At 46.6% G+C, this 23,234-nt stretch carries 21 protein-coding genes; 10 read left to right on the top strand and 11 right to left on the bottom strand.

Annotation, left to right across the window (positions count from 1 at the left end; translation table 11 throughout):
- Positions 1-305: 305 nt before the first annotated feature.
- The 6 genes from fre to trxA form a co-directional block, all read right to left on the bottom strand.
- Positions 306-1,019 carry an NAD(P)H-flavin reductase gene (gene fre / locus OH459_RS26095; RefSeq protein WP_009696790.1) on the bottom strand — a complete coding sequence of 238 codons (714 nt, stop codon included), beginning with the start codon at positions 1,017-1,019 and terminating at the stop codon, positions 306-308.
- A gap of 14 nt (positions 1,020-1,033) precedes the next feature.
- A complete protein-coding gene (locus tag OH459_RS26090) occupies positions 1,034-1,303 on the bottom strand; it encodes a 2Fe-2S iron-sulfur cluster-binding protein (RefSeq protein WP_009696789.1) in 270 nt (89 codons plus the stop codon).
- Positions 1,300-3,153, bottom strand: a complete 1,854-nt coding sequence (ubiD, locus tag OH459_RS26085; protein WP_009696788.1) for a 4-hydroxy-3-polyprenylbenzoate decarboxylase — start codon at positions 3,151-3,153, stop codon at positions 1,300-1,302. The genes OH459_RS26090 and ubiD overlap by 4 nt, the downstream gene beginning before the upstream one ends.
- A gap of 137 nt (positions 3,154-3,290) precedes the next feature.
- A complete protein-coding gene (locus tag OH459_RS26080; protein WP_005451187.1) occupies positions 3,291-4,283 on the bottom strand; it encodes a hypothetical protein in 993 nt (330 codons plus the stop codon).
- 106 nt (positions 4,284-4,389) lie between these two features.
- Positions 4,390-5,649 carry a transcription termination factor Rho gene (gene rho, locus OH459_RS26075; RefSeq protein WP_005440042.1) on the bottom strand — a complete coding sequence of 420 codons (1,260 nt, stop codon included), beginning with the start codon at positions 5,647-5,649 and terminating at the stop codon, positions 4,390-4,392.
- A 196-nt stretch (positions 5,650-5,845) separates the two neighbouring features.
- Entirely contained in the window at positions 5,846-6,172 is a 327-nt protein-coding gene (gene trxA / locus OH459_RS26070) for a thioredoxin TrxA (protein ID WP_004745500.1), read from the bottom strand.
- 111 nt (positions 6,173-6,283) lie between these two features.
- On the opposite strand from trxA, the gene rhlB reads away from it, so the two are divergent.
- A complete protein-coding gene (gene rhlB / locus OH459_RS26065; protein ID WP_005451190.1) occupies positions 6,284-7,597 on the top strand; it encodes an ATP-dependent RNA helicase RhlB in 1,314 nt (437 codons plus the stop codon).
- Between the two features lie 19 nt (positions 7,598-7,616).
- Positions 7,617-9,110 carry a guanosine-5'-triphosphate,3'-diphosphate diphosphatase gene (gppA, locus tag OH459_RS26060; RefSeq protein WP_005451193.1) on the top strand — a complete coding sequence of 498 codons (1,494 nt, stop codon included), beginning with the start codon at positions 7,617-7,619 and terminating at the stop codon, positions 9,108-9,110.
- 205 nt (positions 9,111-9,315) lie between these two features.
- Here gppA and OH459_RS26055 read toward each other — a convergent pair whose 3' ends face one another.
- From OH459_RS26055 to recQ, 3 genes are all read right to left on the bottom strand, one after another.
- Positions 9,316-9,990, bottom strand: coding sequence for a 7-cyano-7-deazaguanine/7-aminomethyl-7-deazaguanine transporter (locus tag OH459_RS26055; RefSeq protein ID WP_005378770.1), 675 nt, complete (start codon positions 9,988-9,990; stop codon positions 9,316-9,318).
- A 234-nt stretch (positions 9,991-10,224) separates the two neighbouring features.
- Positions 10,225-10,530, bottom strand: a complete 306-nt coding sequence (locus OH459_RS26050) for a DUF3630 family protein (RefSeq protein ID WP_269989509.1) — start codon at positions 10,528-10,530, stop codon at positions 10,225-10,227.
- A gap of 9 nt (positions 10,531-10,539) precedes the next feature.
- A complete protein-coding gene (gene recQ / locus OH459_RS26045) occupies positions 10,540-12,375 on the bottom strand; it encodes an ATP-dependent DNA helicase RecQ (protein WP_005430287.1) in 1,836 nt (611 codons plus the stop codon).
- Positions 12,376-12,551: 176 nt separating this feature from the next.
- Between recQ and rarD the strand changes: the two genes are divergently transcribed.
- The 4 genes from rarD to ggt all read left to right on the top strand — a co-directional run bounded on the left by rarD (position 12,552) and on the right by ggt (position 16,965).
- Positions 12,552-13,466: an EamA family transporter RarD gene (gene rarD / locus OH459_RS26040; protein ID WP_045491392.1), complete on the top strand. Its 915-nt coding sequence runs from the start codon at positions 12,552-12,554 to the stop codon at positions 13,464-13,466.
- A 72-nt stretch (positions 13,467-13,538) separates the two neighbouring features.
- A complete protein-coding gene (locus OH459_RS26035) occupies positions 13,539-14,336 on the top strand; it encodes an AraC family transcriptional regulator (RefSeq protein ID WP_005451239.1) in 798 nt (265 codons plus the stop codon).
- A 91-nt stretch (positions 14,337-14,427) separates the two neighbouring features.
- A complete protein-coding gene (locus OH459_RS26030) occupies positions 14,428-15,087 on the top strand; it encodes a LysE family translocator (protein WP_269989508.1) in 660 nt (219 codons plus the stop codon).
- A 111-nt stretch (positions 15,088-15,198) separates the two neighbouring features.
- Positions 15,199-16,965 carry a gamma-glutamyltransferase gene (gene ggt, locus OH459_RS26025; protein ID WP_269989507.1) on the top strand — a complete coding sequence of 589 codons (1,767 nt, stop codon included), beginning with the start codon at positions 15,199-15,201 and terminating at the stop codon, positions 16,963-16,965.
- 994 nt (positions 16,966-17,959) lie between these two features.
- On the opposite strand, the gene uvrD is transcribed toward ggt, so the two are convergent.
- On the bottom strand, positions 17,960-20,134 hold the full coding sequence (uvrD, locus tag OH459_RS26020) for a DNA helicase II (RefSeq protein ID WP_050933020.1): 2,175 nt from the start codon (positions 20,132-20,134) through the stop codon (positions 17,960-17,962).
- Positions 20,135-20,414: 280 nt separating this feature from the next.
- Between uvrD and OH459_RS26015 the strand changes: the two genes are divergently transcribed.
- The 4 genes from OH459_RS26015 (at position 20,415) to OH459_RS26000 (ending at position 22,855) form a co-directional block, all read left to right on the top strand.
- The gene (locus tag OH459_RS26015; RefSeq protein WP_005451246.1) at positions 20,415-20,675 is read left to right on the top strand and encodes a BufA1 family periplasmic bufferin-type metallophore; all 261 of its coding nucleotides are present in this window, start codon (positions 20,415-20,417) and stop codon (positions 20,673-20,675) included.
- Positions 20,676-20,761: 86 nt separating this feature from the next.
- On the top strand, positions 20,762-21,634 hold the full coding sequence (bufB, locus tag OH459_RS26010; protein ID WP_269989506.1) for an MNIO family bufferin maturase: 873 nt from the start codon (positions 20,762-20,764) through the stop codon (positions 21,632-21,634).
- A complete protein-coding gene (locus OH459_RS26005; RefSeq protein ID WP_269989505.1) occupies positions 21,631-22,389 on the top strand; it encodes an HvfC/BufC N-terminal domain-containing protein in 759 nt (252 codons plus the stop codon). Before bufB ends, OH459_RS26005 begins: the two co-directional genes overlap by 4 nt.
- A gap of 10 nt (positions 22,390-22,399) precedes the next feature.
- Entirely contained in the window at positions 22,400-22,855 is a 456-nt protein-coding gene (locus OH459_RS26000) for a DoxX family protein (RefSeq protein WP_269989504.1), read from the top strand.
- A gap of 32 nt (positions 22,856-22,887) precedes the next feature.
- On the opposite strand, the gene tsrA is transcribed toward OH459_RS26000, so the two are convergent.
- On the bottom strand, positions 22,888-23,169 hold the full coding sequence (gene tsrA, locus OH459_RS25995; protein WP_005447240.1) for an H-NS-like global regulator TsrA: 282 nt from the start codon (positions 23,167-23,169) through the stop codon (positions 22,888-22,890).
- Positions 23,170-23,234 lie beyond the last annotated feature (65 nt).

Here is a 23,234-nt window from a genome sequence, read left to right as displayed (position 1 = left end):
CTATATTGTTAAAGAGCTTGCTTGTCGAGAAGTTTTTCTCTCAAAGCGGAGGTGCATTCTAACGAGATAATTGAGAGTGTCAAACACTTTTTTCAATTTATTTTCTCAGAAGCTTTTCACCTCTCCGACCCTGCTGAAGCCTTATCGCGTCTGCCGTGTCGGTGGATGCGCATTATAGGGAACTCAGATCCGTTCGCAACCCTTTTTTGAAAAAAAATGGAAAAAACTAACTGTTCGATGACTATTTCATCAAAAAAGCAAAAAAGAGGGTAAAAAACCCTCTTTTTCTGCCTCAAAAGCTGTATTTAAATGAATGCGTACGCGTCTGCGAACATACGTTCGCTCTTTGCTTTCTTGTTCTGAGTGAACTGTTCACGTGCTGCGCCAGCCATTTCGAAACGACCTGCAATATAGATATCGTAGTTTTCTAAGCTTTCGAAATCTTCACTCACCGCTTGTAGCACGTTACCAACTTTACCTTGCCAGTCTGCTGGCGCTTCTTCTACTACTGGCACAAAGTGAACATTAGCAAACTTGTCGGCAATCTCGACCAACTCTTCTTTAGCGTACAACTGACAGTTATCACGCGCCCCCCAGTATAGATAGATAGGGTTGGTTTTGTTCTGTGCAACACAGTGATCTAGAATTGAACGCACGTAACTAAAACCAGTACCACCAGCAATCAATAATAGTGGGCGTTCGCTTTCTTCTTGAACCCAAGCATCACCATGTGGAGCATCAATCTCGATATGACCATCTGTTTCTAATGCCGCTTGCATTGCTTCAACAACTTCTAGCGCATAAGCGTTGTGTTCCGCCGCACCGATATGCAGTTCAAGTTCACCTTCATGACGACATGGACTGCTCGCAATCGAGAAAGGACGTTTGTCTTTTTCACCCATCACAACCATGAGGTACTGACCTGCTTTAAAAGGTACAGGTGATTCTGGGTGAAGAAGGATTTGATAAGTATTACAAGCTAACGGCTGAATAGACTTTACTTTACATTGGATGGTCATGGTGTTCCTCTCGCTTACTCGTCAAAAGTAAGCACTAAATTACTTTCTGTATAGGCTTGGCAAGGGAATATCCAACCTTGCTGTTGCTCTTTTTCGGTTAGCATAGGTTCGAGGTGATAGCTCACCTCGCCCGTTAGCTTTTTACACATGCACATGGCGCAAGCGCCAACTTGGCAACGATGTGGGAAGCGAATATTGTTGTTGAGCGCAGCTTCCAACACCGTCTCCCCTTCTTTTACTTGGAACGTAACGTCCATTGGTAGAAGGTGGACTTGATGACTCATAGAATACCTAACTGGTCCCAAATCTCATCGACTTTAGCCACAAGTTTAGGATCTTTTTTGATAGGCGTACCCCACTCGCGCATGACTTCGGATTCGAACTTGTTGGTCGCATCCAATCCTAATTTGGATGAACTAGCAGTCTTACTATGCACTTGAATAGTATCTCTATCTGGATCCATTCGGGTTGTTACAGCCCAAATGATGTCATTCCAATCTCGTGCATTAACGTCATCGTCGCACAAGATAATGAATTTGTTATCCGTGTGCTGAGCAAAGAAGTCCCACAGGTATTCCATCAAGGCTTGCGATTGACCAGCTTGGTCTTTCTTCATGGTCACAACAGCGAACTGGTTATTTGCTGTTGCAGGTAGATAGATATCGACAATCTCAGGGCGTTGCTGTTTCAACTCATTCAGCTCTGTTTCGGTAATCGCTATGCTGTCTCGCTCAGTGACCTCGGTTCGCGTCGCTAGCTCGGCATCCCATTTAATGGTTGCATCTAGCCCCATCTTGGATCCAAGACCAACCACTGGCGAAGCAAAATCTAGAGAGTCGATTGGCGTGTTATCTATCATCAAGGTATCACGCACAGGATCCATATGCTCTGACATGGCTTTCACGACATCATTCCAATCTCGTGCGTTTACCGATTCATCGCACACAATAACAAACTTGGTATACATGAATTGGCGTAAGAAAGACCACACGCCCATCATTACGCGCTTGGCATGTCCTGGGTACTGCTTCTTCATGGTGACGACTGCCATTCGGTACGAACAACCTTCTGGCGGCAGATAGAAATCTTCAATCTCTGGGAATTGCTTTTGCAGAATCGGCACAAACACTTCGTTTAATGCCACACCCAATACAGCTGGTTCATCTGGCGGACGACCAGTGTAGGTGCTGTGATAAATAGGATCTTTACGCATAGTAATGTGCGTAATGGTGAATACGTGGTGCTTTTCTTTTTCGTTATAGTAGCCAGTGTGGTCACCGTAAGGACCTTCATCAGCAAACTCGTTTGGGTCGATATAGCCTTCCATCACGATTTCCGCGCTCGCTGGCACTTCCAAATCATTACTGACTGACTTCACGACTTCAGTTTTGCTTCCACGCAACAAACCTGCAAATGCGTATTCCGATAGCGTATCTGGCACTGGTGTTACCGCGCCAAGAATGGTAGCTGGGTCTGCACCAAACGCGACCGAAACTGGGAAAGGTTTACCTGGATTGGTTTCCATCCAATCGCGCAGGTCGAGCGCACCACCTCGGTGAGCTAACCAACGCATGATGATTTTGTTCTTGGCAATTTTCTGCTGACGATAAATGCCTAGGTTCTGACGTTTTTTGTTTGGACCTTTGGTTACGGTTAAGCCCCAAGTAAGCAGCGGCGCAACATCTTCTGCCCAACAGCTCATTACCGGAATCTTATCCAAGTCAACTTCATCACCTTGCCAAACAATGTCTTGGCATGGTGCTTTACGTAAACGCTTAGCCGGCATGTTCAATACTTGTTTGAACACAGGCAGTTTTTCCAACGCGTCTTTGAAGCCTTTTGGTGGCTCAGGTTCTTTTAAATAAGCCAGTAGCTTACCGACTTCTCTTAATTCTTTAACGTCTTCGCGTCCCATACCGATTGCGACGCGCTCTGGCGTACCAAATAGGTTCGTCAAAACAGGCACGTCGTAGCCGATTGGGTTCTCAAACAACAATGCAGGACCACCAGCACGCAAGGTGCGGTCACTAATTTCTGTCATTTCGTAAGCGGGATCGACGGGGTGAGTGATGCGTTTAAGTCGACCTTTCTGTTCTAGGTGGTCGATAAATTCGCGTAAATCCTTAAAACTCATAGGCCTTCATGCTGGCTGATTAAACTGTCCGCAGTATAACAAATAGGAGGACGCTAAGATCCTCCTATTTTGTGTGGGTATGTGAGCTAGGTTACTTCAATGATAACAATGCGAAGAAACGGTCTTTTAAAGTGTCATCACTTCAAGAATTCCTGAATCTGTCGCGCTTTTACTTGGCGATTACTTGAAACAAGCTCTTCTAACCACGATTGATGCCCCTGTTTTGCTAGCTCTCTCGCAACTAGAGTCGCTTCTTCTGAGAGCGCCATCTTAGCAACGAGGAACTGTTTTACGTCTTGAGAGAGTGGATTGGATCTCGTGAGCAGTTCAATAGCATAAGGTTTTAAGGTCGGATTGACCGTAGAATTCATCAATTGTTGTAATGAGAACTCATCACTAACCTCAGCAAGCCTTTCTAGCTCAGTTTGGCTGTTGTAATCCGCACGCATTCGCCAAAGCAGATCATACATCGCCTCATTTTGGCTAACTTGCGCCAAACGCACCACAACGGCAGTGGATGGTAACCAGCTCGTTACATTTGCATGGGTCAATTGTTTGGTTAGCGCCTCAAGTGCATCGGGAGATAGGCTATCTAACTCACGTATAAGTAGCGCTTCTCTGGTTTGTACATGTTGCGAAGTGCCTGTTAACCAATCTTTTAGGTTAAGTTCTTGGCGCTCTGCTGCTAGTACAAACTCCAACGTGCTTTGGTCTTGTTTCCAACGTTTAATCAGACGACTCGCAATAGAGGGAAAGTTAAACGCAGGCACAGTGAATTCGTAACCATCACCACGCTCTAAAACTTGGTAAGTTGGGGTGATACTAATTTGGGATTCGACAAAAATCGCCATTCTCGGCGTAAGGATGATTTCTTGTTGCTCTAGTTTTTCGAGCAACAGAAAACGAACGACTTCTTGTTGAGGAAAAGCCAGTCGGTCGAGAGCAAATTTGAGAGAGTCGACCTCGTCTCTGACTGCATAATCGAGCAATTCAGATACTTTGGTCTGTATATGGGTATCCTGAAGCCACTGCTCTACCACGGTCTCCTGCATTTCCTTAGCAGATAAAGTCACGGGTAGCGTGATAAGTGACAAGCTCAGGAGTAATGACGACAACATTCCTTGTTGCATGTTAACCTCCCGATAACATTTTCTTCATTCTGATACTTCTATCGGGAGAAAGCAATAAAAAAGCCACCGATATACGGTGGCTTTTCGCAGAATTACTTATCTGAGACTATTGGCGACGCATTGCATCAAAGAATTCGTCGTTAGTCTTCGTCATCGCTAGCTTGTCGATTAGGAATTCCATTGCATCGATTTCACCCATTGGGTGAACAATCTTACGTAGAATCCACATCTTCTGAAGCTCTTCATTCTTAGTTAGAAGCTCTTCACGACGTGTGCCACTGCGGTTGAAGTCAATCGCTGGGAATACACGCTTCTCTGCGATCTTACGGTTCAAGTGGATTTCCATGTTACCTGTACCCTTGAACTCTTCGTAGATAACTTCATCCATCTTCGAACCAGTATCAACAAGAGCTGTAGCAAGGATAGTTAGGCTGCCACCTTCTTCTACGTTACGCGCTGCACCGAAGAAACGCTTAGGACGGTGTAGTGCGTTTGCATCCACACCACCAGTTAGTACTTTACCTGATGAAGGGACTACGGTGTTGTATGCACGAGCTAGACGAGTAATAGAGTCAAGCAGGATAACCACGTCTTTCTTGTGTTCAACAAGACGTTTTGCTTTCTCGATTACCATTTCCGCTACTTGTACGTGGCGAGAAGCTGGCTCATCGAACGTTGACGCTACTACTTCACCTTTAACTAGACGCTGCATCTCTGTCACTTCTTCAGGACGTTCGTCGATTAGAAGTACCATCAACTCACACTCAGGGTGGTTGTATGCGATGCTTTGAGCGATGTTTTGCAGAAGCATTGTCTTACCCGCTTTAGGCGGAGCAACAATCAGACCACGTTGACCTTTACCAATTGGCGATGCCAAGTCTAAAACACGTGCTGTGATGTCTTCTGTAGAACCGTTACCGCGCTCCATAACCATACGCTCGTTAGCGTGTAGAGGCGTTAAGTTCTCGAATAGGATCTTGTTACGAGCGTTGTCTGGTTTGTCGTCGTTTACTGTGTTGACTTTTAGCAGGGCAAAGTAACGCTCACCGTCTTTTGGTGGACGAATCTTACCAGCAATTGAGTCACCAGTACGTAGGTTGAAACGACGAATCTGACTTGGTGAAACGTAGATGTCGTCTGGACCAGCAAGGTATGAGCTGTCCGCACTACGTAGGAAACCAAAGCCGTCTTGCAGAATCTCCAGAACCCCATCGCCAAAGATGTCTTCGCCGCCTTTCGCGTGCGCTTTAAGAATTGCGAAGATGATGTCTTGTTTTCTTAGACGAGCTAGGTTCTCAAGACCCAGGCTTTCGCCAAGCTTTACAAGGTCAGACACAGGTCTGTTCTTCAGTTCAGTAAGATTCATGGTGGTGGATGCTTGTTTAGTCAAAATAAGATCTGTTTTCTAGTTAAGATGGATTTGGTCTCAGGATCGACCAAGAAGAGAAATTTGTTCAATTAACGCGCGATAAGTTAGCACTAATTAATATTCTAGTCCAGAGTTAGAAAAACAAAACCGCGCATTGTCATATTGCACGGTTTTGTTTGTAATCACTTAGTGATTATAGGTTTGCGTCTAGGAACTCTTTTAGTTGAGTCTTAGACAAAGCACCAACTTTCGTTGCCGCTACGTTACCGTCTTTAAATAACAGTAGCGTTGGAATGCCGCGAATACCAAACTTAGGTGGTGTACCTGCGTTATGGTCAATGTTTAGTTTACCGATAGTGAGTTTGCCTTCGTACTCGTCAGCGATCTCGTCCAGGATAGGAGCGATCATTTTACAAGGACCACACCATTCTGCCCAAAAATCAACTAGAACCGGGCCTGCAGCATTGATTACATCGTTTTCAAAACCGTCATCAGTAAGCTGCAAAATCTTATCACTCATCTTCCACTCCAATGTGTTTTTCGAAACTGGTTGGATGATAACCAGTAAATAGATGCCCTATTGGAATGTATTTACTTTCTTATTGCAAGCTTTAGCTGATATTCTATCGCTATGAAAAAGACGCATATCACAGAGCAAAAGTTCGCCGATTTGGGTTTAAAGCCCCAAGTTATTGAAGGATTGGACAAAAAAGGGTTCGAATATTGTACCCCTATCCAAGCCTTGGCGTTGCCGGTACTGCTCACCGGCCAAGACATTGCAGGCCAGGCCCAAACGGGTACTGGTAAAACCCTCGCGTTTCTTACTGCTACCTTCAACCACCTTCTAACGACACCAGAGCACGAAGGTCGTAAGCCAACTCAGCCGCGCGCGATCATTATGGCGCCAACGCGTGAGCTAGCGATTCAGATCTTTAACGATGCTGAACCTTTGATTGCTAGCACGGGTCTTAAAGCTGCTTTAGCGTACGGTGGCGAAAGCTACGACAAGCAACTGGCAAAACTGCAAGACGGCGTAGACATTCTTATCGGCACTACAGGCCGTATCATCGACTTCTACAAGCAACGCGTATTCAACCTAAACAACATTCAAGCGGTTGTTCTGGATGAAGCGGACCGTATGTTTGACCTTGGCTTTATTAAAGACATTCGTTTCTTGTTCCGTCGTATGCCTGAGCCAAAAGAGCGTTTGAACATGCTGTTCTCAGCAACATTGTCTTATCGCGTACAAGAATTAGCTTTCGAACACATGCACAATCCTGAGCATGTTGTGGTTGAGCCAGAGCAAAAAACGGGTCACCGCATCCAAGAAGAGCTTTTCTACCCTTCTAATGAAGACAAGATGGCACTGCTTCAAACTCTTATTGAAGAAGAATGGCCAGACCGCGCGATCGTTTTTGCTAATACGAAGCATAAGTGTGAGTCGATTTGGGGTCACCTAGCAGCAGATGGTCACCGTGTGGGTCTACTGACTGGCGATGTACCACAGAAGAAGCGTGAAAAGATTCTTGAGCAATTCACTCGCGGTGAAGTTGACCTACTAGTCGCAACCGATGTTGCTGCTCGTGGTCTTCATATTCCTCAAGTAACACACGTATTCAACTTCGACCTACCGGATGACTGTGAAGATTACGTTCACCGTATCGGTCGTACTGGTCGTGCTGGCGCAAGTGGTCACTCTATTAGCTTTGCTTGTGAAGATTACGCAATCAACTTGCCGCCAATCGAAGAATACATTGAGCACGCAATCCCAGTTTCTGATTACGATGCCTCGGCTCTAATCCAAGACTTGCCTGCACCACTTCGTATGCGCGCGCCTCGTACTCAACAACGTCGCACCAATACAGGTGGCACTCGCTCTGGTAACCGCAAGCCACAAGGACGTCGTCCTCGTCAACCGCGTCAATCAGCGCCAAAACAATCATAAAAGGAAACTGAAGTCGTTTATGAGTCAAGCAGGATCATCACCGCTATACGCCGCCATCGACCTCGGGTCGAACAGTTTTCACATGCTCGTTGTGCGTCACATCGATGGCAGCGTTCAAACTATGGCTAAAATTAAGCGCAAAGTTCGTCTAGCCGCGGGCTTAGATGAACATAACTCTCTTAGTATGGAAGCTATGCAGCGAGGATGGGACTGCTTAAGTCTATTTGCAGAACGCTTGCAGGATATTCCTAAACAGAACATCCGCATTGTGGGTACCGCGACATTGCGTACCGCGACCAATGTGGATGTTTTTCTAGAGAAGGCGAACCAAATTTTAGGTCAGCCTATCGAAGTGATTACCGGCGAAGAAGAAGCCGCCACTATATATAAAGGTGTCGCTCACACCTCTGGTGGCAGCGGTCGTCGCCTTGTGGTCGATATCGGCGGTGCAAGTACAGAACTGATTATCGGTGAAGGTTTCGAAGCCAAAGCACTGACCAGTCTAAAAATGGGCTGTGTGACTTGGTTGGAGAACTTCTTTAAAGACCGCCAATTAAATGCACGTAACTTCGAAGCCGCAATTGAAGGTGCCAAGCAAACTCTGATGCCAATCTTAGAGCAGTACACGGACCTAGGTTGGGATGTGTGTGTTGGGGCATCGGGTACCGTTCAAGCACTACAAGAGATAATGCTAGCGCAAGGCATGGACGAAGTGATTACTCACTCCAAACTTAAGCGTCTGCAAAAGCAGGCGATGCTTGCTGATCACTTGGAAGAGCTCGATATTGAAGGGCTTACCCTAGAACGTGCTTTGGTGTTCCCAAGTGGCTTATCCATTTTGATTGCGATCTTTGAGCTACTAGAAATCGATGCCATGACACTGGCTGGCGGCGCACTACGTGAAGGCTTGGTGTACGAGATGGTTGACGAACTTCGTCAAAACGACATCCGTGCACGCACCGTTTGTAGCGTACAAAACCGTTACCAGCTAGATTGCCAATACGGCGAACAAGTTGCAAAACTTGCGGGCAAACTGCTTGAGCAAGTTGGCGGTGAAGCTTGGGTTGCAGAACCTCAGGGTAAAGTCCTGCTGGAAACAACAGCCAAGCTGCACGAAATAGGTCTAACTATCGACTTCAAAAAGGGCGGTGAGCACAGCGCTTACCTGCTACAGCATCTGGATTTGCCTGGTTACACCCGTGCGCAGAAGTTCTTTATCGGTGAAATTGCTCGCCGTTACCGTGAACAACTGACGTCACTGCCTGAGCAACATGCCCTTTCAGGCACGAGTGGTAAACGCGTACTGCGCCTATTGCGTCTTGCGGTTTTACTCAGCCACCGTCGTAATCCAGCTCTAGAGCCATGTGTGACTCTCACTGCGGAAGGCGACAAACTGACGCTCAATATTGATGCGAAGTGGTTAGAGGCAAACCCATTGACTGCGGCTGAATTGGAAATTGAATCCAACCGTCAAACAGACATTGGTTGGCCGTTAAGTATTGTGACTTGTTAAATCTCACGATGACTTAATACTTGGTTAAAGGTCCCTATTGGGACCTTTTTTATTACTCCATTTTTACCTTTGTACAGCTTAGGGAGCTTTTGGACACCCATGATCTAATTACCCCCCACGCTGTACAAAACGCTCCAAACCCTAGTAAACAGATACAAAAAAGCCGCTTGATTTGAGCAAGCGGCTTTTGGGGTTCCCACTGATATTAAGACTGAACGCTTGTCGTCACCTTAAAATCAGGGTTCACCGCAGTCAGCTTCTTAATGAGGTAATTCAGTAATACGCCGTACATAGGAACGAACAGACCAAGACTGATAATCAGTTTGAAGCCGTAATCCACCAGCGCGATTTCCGTCCAATGCTCCGCCATAAATGGATCTGGGCTTTGGTAGAACGCAATGGCGAAGAAAGCGATAGTATCAAGTGCATTACCGAAAAGCGTTGAACACGTTGGTGCCACCCACCATTGCTTCATTTGACGTAGACGGTTGAACACGTGCACATCCATGATCTGACCAAGCAGGTACGCCATGAAGCTAGCAATCGCGATACGAGCAACGAATAAGTTAAATTCCCCTAGGTGACCAAAACCTTGGAATTGACCTTCGAAGAACACCACCGATAAGAAGTAAGACACTGCCAAAGCAGGCAACATCACTAAGAAGATAATCTTACGCGCCAACTGAGCACCGAAAATACGTACGGTTAAGTCAGTCGCTAAGAAGATAAATGGGAAAGTGAATGCACCCCAAGTGGTATGGAAACCGAATATAGTAAACGGTAGCTGAACTAGGTAATTGCTAGATGCAATAATGACTAGGTGGAATAGAACCAGATAGATAAGGGCGTTGCGCTGCTGCGCAGGGGTAAAGTTACTCATGCGATACCTTTTTAGTTTGGTTTGGGGGTGAGGGAACCCAAATCGAGTCACTGAATAGAGTGGCTCTTACCAACAATGTAAAATGAAAAATAAACTGGCTTGGCTCATTCTGAGCGAAGCGGTGGGCGATTATACATTAACCACTTTTCGCCGCAAGTCGTCTGTTTTACGCAAACGTTTGAGCATAAAAAAGGGTGTTTCATGTGAAACACCCTTTCAAGAAAAATTCTATTTTTAGAAGCCGCGCTGGAGCAATCCTGCAAGATAATCCAACTCTTCCCTGCTCTCTTCAATCGCTAACGCTTCAAACCAAATCGCTTCGCTGTAATGCTCTGCTTTCATAAACAGTCGGCAACCTTCAAAGTCAATCAGCCAAGAGTGAATGTCCGCATCCCATTGCTTTTCCACCACAGTAGCAGAAAGCAGTCCGACTAAACGCTCACCTAAGGCAGGAAAGCTATCAAGGTCAAAGCTCGGCGCGGTAATGATTAAGCGCCCTTCTTGTACCATGTAGTCCGCTAAGCCAAATTCCTTTTGCATCGTGGTTCCTTATCCGTGGTGAGTAATGTGTTCTTGAATCAAATCGAGGAATGGATCGGCGTACTTCTCCAGTTTGCGCTGACCAACACCGCTAACTGCCAGCATTTCGCCGTAAGACGTTGGCAGAATTTCCGCCATATCAATCAGAGTAGCGTCACTGAAGACCACGTATGGTGGCAAACCATCTTCATCAGCAATCGACTTACGCAGCTTGCGTAACTTAGCAAACAGCTTCTTGTCATAGTTCTTGCTGGTCAGTTTATCTGACTTCGCCGCACGTGCTGCGGTGTCTAAACGTGGAACCGCTAACTCTAGAGTCACATCGCCACGCAGCAATGGACGTGCTTCTTCGGTAAGTTGCAGCGTTGAGTTACGCGTGATGTTTTGGAACAGCAGCCCTTTGTGGATTAACTGGCGGAAGATACTCACCCAGTAATCGTGGCTGTGATCGCGCCCTATCGCGTAGGTAGAAATCTTATCGTGACCGTTTTCACGTACACGAATGTTTTGCATGCCACGTAGCACTTCTACCACGTAGCCCATACCAAAGCTCTGATTAACACGGTACACACAAGACAACGCCTTACGCGCTTCTTCCGTGGCATCAAAGTGTTTCGGTGGATCTAAGCAAATATCGCAGTTGCCACATGGCTTCTCACGATACTCACCAAAGTAATTCAATAGCACCTGACGACGACAAGTCTGCGCCTCAGCAAAGGCACTCATCGCATTCAGTTTGTGGGTTTCCACCTGCTTCTGCGGACCATCGTCTTTTTCATCCAACATACGACGCAGCCAACTGATGTCCGCCGGGTCATACAACATCATCGCTTCCGCAGGCAGACCATCACGTCCTGCACGACCGGTTTCCTGATAGTAGGATTCGATGTTGCGCGGGATATCAAAGTGAACCACAAAACGCACGTTTGGTTTGTTGATGCCCATACCGAATGCCACGGTCGCCACAACAATTTGGATGTCATCACGTTGGAAAGCTTCTTGAACATAAGCGCGCTCATCAGCGTCCATACCTGCGTGATAACCAGCAGCACGAATGTGGTTGTTGCACAGCTTCTCAGTCACCATCTCAACTTTCTTACGGCTACCACAATAGATGATGCCGCAATTACCCTTTTGGGTTTCAAGATAACGAACGATTTGCGAAACCGGCTTGTGCTTCTCAACTAAGTTGTAGCGAATGTTAGGACGGTCGAAGCTGCCTAGATAAACCTCTGGATTATTCAGTTGCAGGCGCTCAAGAATATCTCGACGCGTAGCGTCATCCGCCGTCGCCGTCAGCGCCATAAATGGCACATGAGAAAACTGCTGCTTAAGTTGACCAAGCGCGGCGTATTCGGGACGGAAATCGTGTCCCCACTGGGAAATACAGTGCGCTTCATCGACAGCAATCATCGATAGCGGCAGGTTTTCCAAACGCTCAATGAAGTCACGCATCAATACGCGTTCTGGCGAGACGTACACCAACTTAAGATGACCAGTGTGCATGCGGTTATACACGCTGAGCAGCTCTTCACGAGGCATGGTCGAGTTAATGCACTCAGCCGCTACACCGTTGGCTTTAAGCTGGTCCACTTGGTCCTTCATCAGCGAGATAAGCGGAGAGATCACCAAAGTAATGCCAGAGCGAACCAAAGCAGGAATTTGATAACACAGCGACTTACCGCCACCCGTAGGCAGGATAACTAAGCTGTCGCGACCTTCTACCGCGGCGTCAATCACCAACTGCTGACCATCACGGAACTCTTGGTAACCAAACACATCCTCCAACACACGTTGAGGCGTCAAAGGCGAATCAGATTGTTCGGCTAGCAAGGTAGAGGTCATGAAAAATCTCAGATTGGGTCTTAAAAAGAGGTGCTTATGCATGCCACTAGCACGCAAAGTGAGGGCACATTGTAATGGGGTTTCATGGTGAATAAAACCGCAAATTGTTAGGTGATTCAGCTCACGACTCGTATACTGATTTTCTGCTCTATAAAAACTCAATTAGGTGACATCCCATGACACCAGAAGAACAACAACGCTCACGGCAAGGCGTCTTGCTTGCTATTGGCGCGTACACCATGTGGGGCATCGCACCCATTTACTTCAAATCGATTGCTGAAGTCTCGCCACTTGAGATCTTAAGCCACCGAGTGATTTGGTCTTTCTTTTTGCTAGCCGCACTCCTCCATTTTGGTCGCCATTGGCGCTCGGTTCGCGACATCATTAAAAACAAAACCAAGATGATGTTTCTGGTTTCTACTGCCATTTTGGTCGGTGCAAACTGGTTGATCTTCATTTGGGCGGTGAACTCTAATCACATGCTCGATGCCAGCTTAGGTTATTACATTAACCCACTGATCAACGTCTTACTCGGGATGGTCTTCCTTGGCGAGCGTCTACGTACGCTTCAGTGGTTCGCGGTTGTCCTTGCTGCTTGTGGCGTATTAGTTCAGCTGATCGTCTTTGGCTCGGTGCCTGTGGTCGCTATAGCGCTGGCAATGAGTTTCGGCTTTTATGGCTTGCTACGTAAGAAAGTCAGTGTGGAAGCACAAACCGGACTGTTTATTGAAACCTTGGTGATGTTACCTGCTGCAGCAATTTACTTGCTGTTTATTGCGAGTTCACCGACGTCCAACATGCTAGATAACCCAATGCAGCTGAATACCTTGTTGATTGCTGCAGGCGTGATCACTACCCTGCCGCTACTGTGTTTTACTGGCGCAGCAACCCGTCTAAAGCTATCGACGTTGGGCTTCTTCCAATACATTGGTCCAAGTCTGATGTTCTTGCTTGCGGTGCTGATCTACGGCGAACCGTTCACTAGCGATAAAGCCATCACCTTCGCCTTTATTTGGGGCGCCTTGGTGGTATTTAGCTTTGATGGTCTGCGTAATAACCGCAAGTCACGCAAAGCGGCTCGTGCTGCCTGATCGTTTTTTACAAGACATTTAAGAAATTGATGGATAAGCTTGGTCATAATGTGACCAAGCTTTTTTTATTTAATGGAACATATTCAGTACTACGCAACCGACCATGACAATTTGAGTCTGATAGAGGCGAAATACCAGAAATTTGCTTTTCAAAGGCATTACCACCTGGATTTTCATCTCGGTCTGATCACGCATGGTGCGCAGAAGTTCCAATACCAAGGTAACAGCCACCAAGTTGGTCACGGGCAAATTGTGATAATGCCGCCTGATGAGCTGCACGACGGGCAATCTAAGCTCGAAAGTGGCTATGAAGTAAATGTATTTGCGATCGAACCTCACCTATTGAGCGATCTGGCTGATCTTAAGCAAAACGGTCAAATAATACACTTCAACGAGCTGATCATCTCGGATCCACAGATATTTTCACAACTTAGTAACTTACACGGGCTACTTCGTCGTGAAAACCTCAGCCAACTCACCAAAGATTGCCTTCCTTTTGAAGGATTTAACCAACTTTTTGATCGCTACGGATCGCTTGAGCGACAAAAAGTGGTGCCGCTAGGAAACCAATCGCTTGGGACGTTAAAAGATTATCTAATGGCGAACCTTGACCAAGCGGTGCGTTTGGATTCACTCTCAGAGCTGTGCCAACTGAGCCCAACTCAGTTCCAGCGCCACTTTAAAGCGCAAACTGGCATGACGCCTTACGCATGGTTCGCACGCCTGCGCCTCGAACAAGGCATGAAGTTACTGCAAGCTGGTCAATGTGGAACCGACGTCGCCCATCAGATCGGTTTCTACGATCAAGCGCATTTCAGCAAAGCGTTTAAGCAGACCTACGGCGTTTCCCCTTCTCAAGTGACTCGTTAATTTCATTTACCGAGAAAGCTGTCAGTTTTTTACAAGCGCTACAGGTGACTTGCCACGACAATAGCCGCATTAGTTATACTTGAGATGTGTTATGAATGAATCCACCATATTGCTGACGCTCGCCAGCATTCACTTTATTGCCCTAATGAGTCCAGGTCCGGACTTTGCGTTGGTCGTACAAAACGCGACGCGTCATGGTCGTCAAACTGGCTTGTACATTGCGTTGGGATTGTCTGTCGGTATTTTGCTGCACTCTCTGTTCAGCCTGACAGGCGTAAGTTATATCGTCCACCAGCACCCTGTGTTGTACTCCGTGGTGCAACTGCTCGGTGGTAGTTACCTGCTCTACTTAGGTATTGGTGCATTGCGCGCCGTGATCTCAATGATCAAAAATCCACTGGTGGATCAACCTAAGAAGCAAAACAACCTAGTGATCAGTAATAAGCGTCAGGCATTTGCTAAAGGATTTGCGACCAACATTCTTAACCCGAAAGCCTTGGTGTTCTTTATCAGTTTGATGTCGAGCTTAGTCCCTGCAGGTATGTCGATCACTGGCAAAGGTATTGCTTTGGTCATCTTGTTTGGCTTGTCGCTATTCTGGTTCTCTAGCCTTGCATGGATGCTGTCGACACAGCGCTTACAACGTAAATTGCAACAAGCAGGCATCTATATCGACGGTCTGTGTGGCGTGGTATTTACTCTCGTGGGCGGCAGTATTTTGTACCAAACCATCAGCACTTTTATCGGATAAAGTACTGATTTAAAAGCGTAGCACAATCGACATTTCTAAGATTGCTGACTCGACGTGACTCTTCATGACTGCCAAGCTGAAAGCACAAAACTGGCAACATGGAGAGTCATCATGCATTGGACGTTCAACCGACTCGTGACCACGGGTCTTTTTCTTACTTCCCCACTCGTCTTATCTACCTCAGCCTTTGCTAACCAAGCAGCAGATGCCGTTGCGCCGGAGCACAGCACTGGCTTCGAGCAAAAGCAATTGGTTAAAGCCAAAGATTATATGGTCACAGCAGCCAACCCACTTGCCACCCAAGCTGGGGCAGATGTTCTTGCACAAGGTGGTAATGCTATTGATGCCATGGTTGCCGTACAACTGATGCTAGGCTTGGTAGAACCGCAATCTTCTGGCATTGGTGGCGGTGCCTTCTTAGTGTATTGGGACAGTGAGAAACAAAAACTGACTACGTATGATGGACGCGAGACAGCACCGCTCGCCGCGACACCGAAACTCTTCCTAGATGACAAAGGACAACCACTGCAATTTTACGATGCGGTTGTCGGTGGGCGCTCCGTTGCCACTCCTGGCACAGTGAAACTACTGTGGGACACGCACCAGAAATACGGCAAGTTGGAATGGAAAAAGATCATCCAACCTGTGATTACCTTGGCTGAGCAAGGTTTCGAAGTCAGTCCTCGCCTCGCGAGTCTGATTGAGAAAGATGCCAAGCGCCTATCACACTTCCCTGCGACTAAGGCTTACTTCTTTAATTCAGATGGCTCACCAAAAGCCGAAGGCACGTTGTTGAAGAACCCTGAATACGCGCAAACTCTGACGGCAATTGCAGAGCAAGGAGCAAAAGCTTTCTATCAAGGCGATATCGCCACAGACATTATCAAGACAGTACAAAATGCACCGGGCAATCCTGGCGTATTGGCACAACCTGACTTTGATGCGTTCCAAATCAAGCAACGTGAACCGGTTTGTGCGGCTTACCAAAGCTATGACATCTGCGGCATGGGACCACCAAGCTCTGGCGCATTGACGGTTGGACAGATTCTTGCGATCACCGAGCACTACGATCTTAAAGGTTGGGGAGCCGAAAGCGCGAAATCGTGGCAAGTGATCGCCGATGCGTCTCGCCTTGCGTTCGCGGATCGCGGTAAATACATGGCTGACCAAGATTATGTACCAATGCCAACCGAAGGCTTGCTTGATAAAGATTATCTCAAACAACGTGCTGAGCTCATCCAAGTCGGTAAAGCGTTGAGTAAGGTTGAAGCCGGCAACCCTCCTTGGTCGCACGCCATGAACCTAAGCATGGACCAATCAATCGAACTGCCTTCCACCAGCCATTTCAATATCGTCGATAAGCAAGGCAATGTGGTTTCAATGACAACGACCATTGAGAACGCCTTTGGCTCACGCCTGATGGTGCGCGGCTTCTTGCTTAATAACGAACTGACCGACTTCTCCTTCCGCACGCACCAAGATGGTGTGCCAATCGCGAACCGCTTAGAAGCGGGCAAACGCCCACGCTCATCCATGGCACCAACCATTATGATGAAGGATGACAAACCTTACATGGCAATTGGCTCACCGGGTGGCAGCCGCATCATTGGTTACGTCGCACAAGCCATTATCGCCCACACGCAATGGGATATGGACATCCAAAGCGCGATTAATCAACCACGATTACTGAACCGTTTTGGTACTTTAGATATTGAGCAAGGTACTGCTGCAGAAGGCTTACAGCCTGAGTTGGAAAAGATGGGTTTTAAAACTGATGTTCGTGATTTGAACTCTGGACTGCATGCGATACGTATAACAAAAGACGGTCTTGAGGGCGCAGCCGATCCAAGGCGTGAAGGTGCCGCTATCGGGCAGTAAGAGTCTTTCGCTCGACCCCTTGTGCGAGATCTCTCACAAAGGGTTGAGCAAACCTCTCTTTTTTAATGGTAAAACCGTACAACAAAGAACATAAGTCATTGAATTTAATATTTATGTATCTTTTTTGAACGCAAAGAGAGTGAAAAAATGTGAGATTAGCCCGTTGTTGGAAATCGTTAAACACGTAATATTAAACCTGTCGGAAGGATGCTGACACGGAACAGGAAACACCACGGACTTGGTGAACTTCAGGAAGAAGAAACGGTTATTCAGGATGAATAGTCGGGCATGGATTGCAAAATTGGACATTGAACGGAATCAATAGTGACTAGGATGGTTGCTACTAAGGACGGGAAATGGACACCTCTGGACGAGGCAAGGATTTGAACATCAGGATGATGTCAGGGACACCGCTCAGGGAACAAGTGATGAGAGCTAACGAGGATGGTTAGCAGACCAGGATAAGGTCATTAAGGACACCGCTAGGAAGGCGACGTAAGGATTAAGCTGACGGATTCAGCACACTATCATGGATTAGATGCATGGAGCACTCTTAGTAGCCGGATTGCTGCGAGTAAGACTATAACCCCGACGGGCGCAAGCCCTCGGGGTTTTTCTTTGCCTAAAATTTTTCTCAGCAGCTCTACTGAAAACAGACATTCACCAACAACACCAGACTTTCCCTTCAAACAGCATCGTTAAATCGCGCTTTCGCATTCCATTTATCATTCCATTTATCATTCCATTTTTTACTGCATTAGCGACACAAAAACAGCACAAACAAAAAGAGCCGCCGAAGCAGCTCTTAAGTTGATGATACCAATCACAGTAAATAAGTGATCAGAAATAGCGTAGGGAAAATGCTTGAGAACAAGGCGCAATTTTTCGATAAGTAGTTATTCTACAATCAAAAATTGCAACGCAGTTATCGAGTATTTTAACAAGCTAGAATGACCAGTTATTTACTACGATTGGTATGAGTTTTGGGGAAGCCTTACAGTTTCTCTAGTCGAGCGTAAGCAGTCACCAACCATTTGATGCCCTCACCATTAAAGGCAATCTGTACGCGGCTCTGTGGACCACTGCCTTCGAAGTTGATGATGGTGCCTTCACCAAACTTAGGATGCATCACACGAGAACCTAGCGTAAAGCCAGTTTCATTGAAGCTCTCTTTCACTGCCGTTTGGCTAAATCGACCACTGCTTGCAGGACGGCTAACTTGCGCCTTCATGCGTACTTCATCTAGACAAGTTTCTGGCAGTTCACGGATAAAGCGAGACGGTTTATGGTACTTATCCTGACCGTACAAACGGCGCATTTCAGCATAAGTGATGTACAGTTTCTGCATCGCACGGGTCATGCCTACGTAACACAGACGACGTTCTTCTTCTAAACGCCCTGCTTCTTCTGCCGACATTTGGCTTGGGAACATGCCTTCTTCCACACCAACCATAAACACCAACGGGAACTCTAGACCTTTCGCACTGTGCAATGTCATGAGCTGAACCGCATCTTCAAACTCGTCCGCTTGTCCTTCGCCCGCTTCTAGTGCCGCGTGGGTTAGGAATGCCGTCAGCAGTGACATGTCTTCAGCTTCTTCTGGTTTCTCGAATTGGCGAGTTGCGGTAACCAATTCCTCCAAGTTCTCAATACGTGCCTTAGACTTTTCGCCCTTCTCTTGCTCGTACATCGCGAACAAGCCCGAGTATTTGATCACATGGTCAGTTTGGTGATGCAGCGGCATCTCGATGGTGTCGTCTTCTAGTGCCGTAACAAGCTCGATAAAACGGCTCAGAGCACCAGCAGCACGACCAGCAAGCACCTTCTCCTCCAACATCGCTACACTCGCTTCCCACATGGTGCAACCACAGTCACGAGCCGCAAAACGGATGGTTTCAAGCGTCTTATCACCCAAACCACGTGTTGGCGTATTCACTACACGTTCAAATGCCGCATCATCATTACGGTTGGCAATCAAACGCATGTAGCTCAAGGCATCTTTGATTTCCTGACGTTCGAAGAATCGCATACCGCCGTAGATACGGTAAGACAGACCAGCTTGGATTAGTGCTTCTTCAAGAACACGCGACTGGGCGTTGTTACGGTAAAGCATTGCAGCGTCATTCAGAGCTCCGCCCTTGTCTTGCCACTCTTTGATTTTGTTTACCGCAAAACGGGCTTCATCTAGTTCGTTGTAAGCGCTGTAAATCGAGATAGGCTCACCGACAACGCCATCTGTCCAAAGCTCTTTACCCATACGCTCGGTATTATTCGCGATCAGGGCGTTGGACGCTTCCAGAATGGTCTTGGTTGAACGGTAATTTTGCTCAAGACGAATGGTATTCACGCTTGGGAATTCCAGCGTAAACTTCTCAATGTTCTCGACTTTTGCACCACGCCAACCGTAAATCGACTGATCGTCATCACCTACGATCATCACGTGACACTCAGGTCCCGCCATCATACGTAGCCAAGCGTATTGGATGTTGTTGGTATCTTGGAACTCGTCCACCAAGATATGCTTAAAGCGTGCTTGGTAGTGTTCACGGACGAACTTGTTATCACGCAGTAGCTCATGTGCGCGCAGCAAGATTTCCGCAAAATCGACTAAACCAGCACGATCACACGCTTCTTGGTAAGCGGTGTACAACTGCAGATATGTCTTGGTCACTGGATCGTGGTACGCATCAATGTGCGACGGGCGCAGACCTTCGTCTTTCTTGCCGTTAATCCACCATGCCACTTGGCGTGCTGGCCACTGCTTCTCATCGAGGTTTTGCGCTTTGATCAAACGCTTTAGTAGACGCTGTTGGTCGTCACTGTCGATGATTTGGAAATCTTCCGGTAGCTTGGCATCAAGATAGTGCGCACGCAGAATACGGTGACAAATGCCGTGGAAAGTACCATTCCACATACCGCCTGCACTGCCCATCATTAGCTCTTCGATACGTCCACGCATCTCTGCCGCCGCCTTATTGGTAAAGGTTACCGACATGATTGAGAACGGAGATGATTGCTCGACCGACATCAACCAAGCGATACGGTGAACAAGAACGCGTGTCTTACCACTCCCTGCACCAGCAAGGACGAGCAAGTTTTCTAGAGGTGCTGCAACGGCTTCACGTTGTTTGTCGTTCAAACCGTCGAGTAATAGAGATGGATCCATCATGATGAGAGCTACTGGTTATTTATACATAAAAATAGATTATAACCTAAACAACCTCTTCAGATTAGACAAAAATTCATAAAAAATTCGTCGTTTTTTTACTCAACATATCAATAAGTTATATAAATTCCATTCTTTAAAACCATTTGTTTCGAAAATTTTTCTGAAAGTTTTTTAGCCAGTTTCCTATCTTTTAAGTTAAGCAAGTTGATAACAAAAACGCCAAAACAGGCGATTCATCTTGCCAACTTAAAGTAAAGGAAATCATTCAGAGGAATTTATTATGAAAAAGTCGAATCTAGCTGTTACTGCTGCTGTTACTGGTCTTCTAGCTCTTGGTGGCACAATGCTAACTGCAGCTCCAGCTGTCGCTGCTGATAAAGAGAAGTGCTACGGCGTTTCTAAAGCAGGTAAAAACGACTGTGCAACGAAAAGCAGCTCATGTGCTGGTACTTCTAAAGAAGATAACCAAAAAGACGCATTCGTAGTCGTACCAAAAGGTCTATGTGACAAGCTCGTTGGCGGTAGCACTTCTTCTTCATAATCTTTTATCGCTAGCTACTGCAAGGATGCGTTGACGCTCAACCAGCGCATCCTTCTCTTCCCGCCCGCTTTGAAAAGGAGTTTCACGTGAAACACCACACCTTCCACGACCTTGTTGGAGTTGGATTAAGAACCCCTCACCTCGATTACTTTAGCCAAAACAAACCCGAGTTATCTTGGTTAGAAATCCACAGTGAAAACTATTTTCAACCCAACGCTGCAGAGCGCAATCAATTGCAAGCGTTGCGCGAGCAGTATCAAATTAGCTGCCACGGCATTGGTCTGTCACTGGGTTCGGTGAAACGTGTGAATCAAAAGCACCTTGCTCAACTTAAAGCGCTGATTGACTCAATCAACCCGATTCTTGTTTCTGACCATTTGAGTTGGAGTGAAAACGGCGGTCACTACTTTAATGATCTGCTTCCACTTCCGTATACGGAAGAAGCGCTTAAAGTGTTCACTCGTAACGTGAATGAAGTGCAGGATTATTTGCAACGCGAGATTTTGATAGAGAACCCATCTAGTTATGTGAAGTTTCAACATTCGACCATCAGCGAATGGGAGTTTCTCACCGAAGTGCAAAAGCGCACTGACTGTCGTTTATTGCTCGATCTAAACAATGTTTATGTTTCGGCGTTCAACCACGGTTTTGATTGCGACACATACCTAGATGCAATTCCAGCCGACAAAGTGGATGAGATTCACTTGGCAGGTTTTACCATCAAACAACTCGACAAAAGTGAGATATGGATTGATACCCATAGCCGCCCAGTTAGTGACGAAGTTTGGCAACTGTTCGCGCAGTGGACCAAAAAACACGGTCCACGCCATGCGCTGATTGAATGGGACCTGGATATCCCCGCGCCAGAAGTCTTATTAGGAGAAGCGCAGAAAGCATCGCAACTGCTGTTGCAAGGCACACTTCCAAGTGAACAAAGCGAACCAAGGAAGGCATCATGAATCTAGCCACCTTACAAAGCCAGTTTGCTAAAGCCCTACACTATCAAGCACTCGGTGAAGATTGCGATATTGCCAGTGATGAGTTTACCGCTGATGAACGCATGCAGATTTACCGCAATAACTTTATCGTCAGCTTAAGCGAAGTGTTATCTGCGACCTACCCAATGGTTGAAGCGCTACTTGGTGAAGAATGCTTTGAACAGATGGCTCGCCAACATGTTCTCACTTATCCATTAGAGGAAGGAAATGTGGTGCATTATGGCGAAGGTTTTCAAGACACCATCATGCAGTTTAGTCAGGTGATCGCACAAGCCCCTTACAGCCCTGAAGTCGCACGCTTCGAGTGGCATATCGACCTCGCTCGTCAAGCGCAGTATGAACAATCCAGTGCTGCACAATTAAAACCGCTTGCGTTACTTGGCGAAGTGAGTGAAGAGCAACAACCCGCTTTGGTTTTGCACCTCAAACAAGGCTGCCGCAGCTTTTACTCCAGTTATGCAGTATTTGATTTGTTCAGCGCGATTCAAACTGGGCAATTCGAACAACTTAATATCAACCAATTACAGCAAGGTGTCATCTCGATTCAAGCCAATGGAGAAGCCTTGTGTCACGCACTCGATGCCGATGTGTTCCAACTGCTGCAATGTTTAGAGCAGAAACAGAGTTTGAGCGAAATACCTGAAGTTTTACTCGCTCATCTCAATAGCATCATGGCACTCGATCTCGTTGACGGCTTTACATTGAAATCAATCTAAGGAGCACTCTATGACGGATACGGTTAAAAACTTAGTGAATCGGTACGACGATTTAATCAGCACCCTACAAGCTGGCTTTGTCCCTTTACTACTTCTCTTTTGTCGCTTGTGGGTTGCATGGGTGTTCTTCAATTCAGGCCTAATCAAACTCTCGTCTTGGGATAGCACACTGTATTTATTTGAGCTGGAATACCAAGTGCCAATACTGCCATGGGAATTGGCGGCTTACTTAGGAACGGCTGCAGAATTGGTTCTACCTGTGTTCTTGACACTAGGATTGATTACCCGCCCGATGGCTGCGATTCTGTTTGTATTCAACATCATCGCCGTGGTCTCTTACCCGCTGTTATGGGAGAAAGGTTTCTATGATCACCAACTTTGGGGATTGATGATTCTTGTAGTAATTGTGTGGGGACCAGGACCATTATCCCTCGACCACATACTGAAGAAGAAAATCACTCACTAAAAAAATCCCCGCATGATGCGGGGATTTTTTTATTATTTATTTAAGTAAGCCAGTAGCTCTTCAGGTGAGATACCCTGCTTCGCGAGATCTTTTGCCATCTGCTCTACTTGCTCGCCTTTACGTGACTCAATCACTTGCTGAAATTGGTACACGATATCGCGTAGGACTGGCACTGGAACTTGTTTTGCCGCGCTACGAATGCGCTCAGAGCTTTGGTTACCTAATTCGTTAAGCAACTTACCAAACATCACCTTTTCTGGTGACTCTTCCATTTGCTCTAGGATACGAGCCATTTCATACGTGGTTAACGACATTACTTTATGAGTTCCGTTATGGTGTCGAGAAAAGTTTGAACGACAAATATACACGCGTTAAGTAC

Source organism: Vibrio sp. MM46 (assembly GCF_027587135.1).
Lineage (GTDB): Bacteria > Pseudomonadota > Gammaproteobacteria > Enterobacterales > Vibrionaceae > Vibrio > Vibrio harveyi.
The sequence above is the reverse complement of the archived record's forward strand: the minus strand, read 5'-3'. Positions and strand labels throughout refer to the sequence as shown.